The organism is Priestia sp. P5_B4 (assembly GCF_056400385.1).
Window position 1 is genome coordinate 1 of record NZ_JBFULJ010000417.1, and the last position, 3,284, is coordinate 3,284.

The following is a 3,284-nucleotide window of genomic DNA, read 5'->3' on the forward strand; positions in this document are numbered from 1 at the left end:
TTTCTCGATCTTTCTCTAAAACAGGATTCACATCATGACTTCTCAAAAAATCAACTGTTGCTTCACTTCCAAGGCTTGTTTTTGCCCTCTTTCATCGGTGTAAACAAGCAAAACCTGTGGTTTTTCCTCCCCTATATCTGATTGTGTTAAGTAAACAGCACCAGAAGGGATGTCTTGCAACTGTTCACCACTAATATTGGCCCAACCTGCTTCGATCTTTTCATTTTGGGGGTGTTTCATGAGCTTTTTGAGTTCTCGTTTATCGGAAATAAGCTTGTTAAATTCTTCAATTGAAAGAGATGTAATTTTTTTCATCGTTTATTCCTCCAATTAATGTGGTTTTAAATATGAAAGAAAGGATTATTTATAAAAGAAAAAGCAGAGGTATTAACAGGATCTGCTTGTTAAATTTAATTTTGTCAGGTTAAAATCACTTCATTTTTTTCAGTATAAAATTGATCTCTTTACAGAAAATATCCTTATCTACGAATTATGAACAAGGAGGGGGAAAACTTGGGTAATAAAAATAACCCGTTAGTTGGTATTGGAATTCTTTCGATACTATTAACAACAATTTATACAGCAGTACTTGCATCACAGTTGATGGCCACTAAACACAAGGTTGATTACCTTTATTTTAAAAATAAGTTTACTGGAAATAAAAACTAGTTCTATTGAGACGGTGATTGGCATCGTCTTTTTACTATTCTTTGTTTACACAATATTTATCTGATGTGCCGTCAAATATTCTTGCTATACTTTACCTTTCGATGTCCTGTTCTTCTTTTTTCTTCTTGACGATGCCTGTACGTTTTTGAGGGTACATTTGATTACCCACTTCAAAACGGTCTTGAAAAGTAAGAGATTGTTCTTGAACTTGACCATTGGTGGATCCCCTTTTCGTTTTTAGCAATATTCGAATCGATCTGATGTTCAAGTTTGACGACTTCTTCTTTCGTTATCCATCCATTTTTAATGGCTTGTGTTTTAGTTTTAGTTTTAGTTAAATAATATTTTTCTTCAGCTGTGACACGTTCTAAAATGCTATCTACATTTTGTGCGGATTCCTGTTGCTGTTTTTGTTTATAGTCCTCATAGCCTTCTTTCATTTTCTCTTGTGCGTTTTGAGGCGAAAGAGGATCTGCTTGCTGCTGTTTTTCATTGTTTTTTTTCTGGTGACTGATTTTTTTCTCGTTCTTTGACTAAAATATCTTCGATTGTTTCAATAAAGCCAACTGATGTTTCATGAACTTCTTTTAAAAGCTTGGTTTTATCTTCAAAGGTCTTTCCTTTCGTCCAATGTGACAGGTAATCCAAGGAATAAGAAGTGGTGTCGATTCCAAAATAAGAGGAAACCGTATAAGCTGTCATTTCTGCCTGAAACTCTTTTTCCGCAGCCGTATAGTTTAGATGTGTGTCTTTGGTGTGAAGTTTCGCGTGTGCCAACTCATGTATCAAAGTCTTTACATTTTGACGTTCAGAGTTACGGGGATTTAACGCAACTTCTTTTGTTAGAGTATAAGAAACTCCCTTTGCGGAACCTAGTTCTTCTTGATAGGAGATCCCCTTAAGTTCTTCTAATTCTTGTTCATACCAAGGTTCTTCTAAATCCACAAAAAGCTTCTGTGTTTTAATATTCATTGGCACCAATATATTCTCTTGATGCACCACATATTGATGGAATTTCTTCGCTTCTTCTGGACTTAAATTCACCTCTACCTCTTTGTCTTGATACTGTACAATGGCATGATCCTCTCCTACAGCTTTAATCGAAGCTAACACTAAATCTTTGTTAAAAAATATATTTCATTCCTCCTCTACATTTTTAAAACTATCTTTATATAAATCGATCATTAAGATGGTTGTTTCCCTTTGGATTCTTCCCAATAAATCCGTTTTTGGCGTTGATTTGCAATACGCTTCTCAACTGCTTCCTTCGCAACCTTCGTACTATCTAACTCTTGTAAACCCGTTGTCATTAATCCATCAAAACCGTGATGGAAGAAAAGACCGTTCATATATTCAATTAAAATTTGTGAGTTTTTATCGGCACTGTTTGCTCCAAGACGAATCTTCGTTAATTCATCTTTTAAAACCTGATGTAAGTTGTTGCTCACCACTTCTGAAATGTATTTCAATGACCACTCATTACTCTTAGCTTCTTTATGTTCCTTACAAATTTGAGCAATAGCTTTACCCGTAAACCCAATACTATTTTCTTCCATATACGCTTGAATATATCGTTTTGTTTCTTCATTTCTAAATATTGAAGCTCTTTTAATTTCTTTCGCAAGAAAAGAAGGGATAATGCATTTTTTGCTTCTCGAATCTTCTTTTCAAGATATTGTTGTTGCTTTTGTGTCGAAACGGGTAAGTTTAACGAGATAATTTTAAACGGATCTTTATCGCCCTGGTACGTTTTGGCCAGTGTATAAATATTGCGTCCTGCCTCTTGGTCATGCATGGCATTGATATCGGTACTTTAAGCTGCCAGATCCCAAAAAAAGCTTCCCTCATCTTTTAGCTGAAATAGCCCACTATCTGTTTGATCGATGATGGGAATAATATCAGCCACACTTTTCTTTACCTCCGGTAGTTTCTCTTTCTTTTTTTCCTTTTCAGCCTTTGGAGGTTGTAACAGAGAAAAAGGATTCTTTTTCTTTGTTTGAGCGATCCGTTTATCYATTTCCTTTTCATCAAAGAGAAGGGATTTACTTRTCYYTTTTTYYTTTAAAATAGGTTTCTCTTTTTCTAGKATTCTTTCATCAAATAATGCCATCTATCATACCCTCCTTGTAACTTTTAAATAATCTCTACTCAAAATATTAGTACCACTTACAAATAATCAAAAAGAAAGAGCATGTTTCGAAAAATATAAACGAAAACATGCTCTTAATTAAATAAAGTAAGGATTTAAATAAAATATGGATCATTTAAATCATTATTGTTAATCACTACATCTGCGCTTAATTGTGGTTGATGTTCATCTAAATAGATTTTTGACGCTGCATGATACCTTTTAATAAACATTTTCTCGGCTTTTTCATAGCTTCCAAAAGTTTGCTCTTCTCGTTTGGCCCCCCTTTTCCTAGCTAATTCAAAGTCAGTACTAACGAATATTTTAAAATCATATAGGTTGCATAATTGCTTTTTAAATAGAAAAGTTCCATCTACAATTAAAATCATGTCCTTAGTTGCTAGTTGAATATTGGGTTTAACATATTGATCTGTCGCTAAATCTAAAGAAGCTGCTTGATAATGACCGTTACCCTTAGGTCCTAAAG

6 protein-coding genes and 1 pseudogene are annotated in these 3,284 nt (G+C 34.1%); 1 reads left to right on the plus strand and 6 read right to left on the minus strand.

Annotation, left to right across the window (positions count from 1 at the left end; genetic code table 11):
• Nucleotides 1-42: 42 nt before the first annotated feature.
• The gene (locus AC1DRF_RS20480) at nucleotides 43-315 is read right to left on the minus strand and encodes a hypothetical protein (RefSeq protein ID WP_224980155.1); all 273 of its coding nucleotides are present in this window, start codon (nucleotides 313-315) and stop codon (nucleotides 43-45) included.
• 198 nt (nucleotides 316-513) lie between these two features.
• Between AC1DRF_RS20480 and AC1DRF_RS20485 the strand changes: the two genes are divergently transcribed.
• Nucleotides 514-669, plus strand: coding sequence for a hypothetical protein (locus tag AC1DRF_RS20485; protein ID WP_164798232.1), 156 nt, complete (start codon nucleotides 514-516; stop codon nucleotides 667-669).
• Nucleotides 670-839: 170 nt separating this feature from the next.
• On the opposite strand, the gene AC1DRF_RS20490 is transcribed toward AC1DRF_RS20485, so the two are convergent.
• From AC1DRF_RS20490 to AC1DRF_RS20510, 5 genes and pseudogenes are all read right to left on the minus strand, one after another.
• The gene (locus AC1DRF_RS20490) at nucleotides 840-1,109 is read right to left on the minus strand and encodes a hypothetical protein (protein WP_427076471.1); all 270 of its coding nucleotides are present in this window, start codon (nucleotides 1,107-1,109) and stop codon (nucleotides 840-842) included.
• A 61-nt stretch (nucleotides 1,110-1,170) separates the two neighbouring features.
• Nucleotides 1,171-1,554 (minus strand): annotated as a pseudogene (locus tag AC1DRF_RS20495) (ImmA/IrrE family metallo-endopeptidase); the annotation flags it as partial.
• Between the two features lie 299 nt (nucleotides 1,555-1,853).
• Nucleotides 1,854-2,225 carry a hypothetical protein gene (locus AC1DRF_RS20500; protein ID WP_427076469.1) on the minus strand — a complete coding sequence of 124 codons (372 nt, stop codon included), beginning with the start codon at nucleotides 2,223-2,225 and terminating at the stop codon, nucleotides 1,854-1,856.
• Between the two features lie 257 nt (nucleotides 2,226-2,482).
• The gene (locus tag AC1DRF_RS20505; protein WP_477741544.1) at nucleotides 2,483-2,779 is read right to left on the minus strand and encodes a hypothetical protein; all 297 of its coding nucleotides are present in this window, start codon (nucleotides 2,777-2,779) and stop codon (nucleotides 2,483-2,485) included.
• A 134-nt stretch (nucleotides 2,780-2,913) separates the two neighbouring features.
• A partial coding sequence (locus tag AC1DRF_RS20510; protein ID WP_477741545.1) for a nucleoside/nucleotide kinase family protein occupies nucleotides 2,914-3,284 on the minus strand: 371 nt, incomplete at its 5' end.

What these genes read in the sequence shown, in the direction of transcription:
- AC1DRF_RS20480 (WP_224980155.1), bottom strand. Translation starts at nt 315, where the DNA reads ATGAAAAAAATTACATCTCTTTCAATTGAAGAATTTAACAAGCTTATT.
- AC1DRF_RS20490 (WP_427076471.1), bottom strand. Translation starts at nt 1,109, where the DNA reads ATGAAAGAAGGCTATGAGGACTATAAACAAAAACAGCAACAGGAATCC.
- AC1DRF_RS20500 (WP_427076469.1), bottom strand. Translation starts at nt 2,225, where the DNA reads ATGGAAGAAAATAGTATTGGGTTTACGGGTAAAGCTATTGCTCAAATT.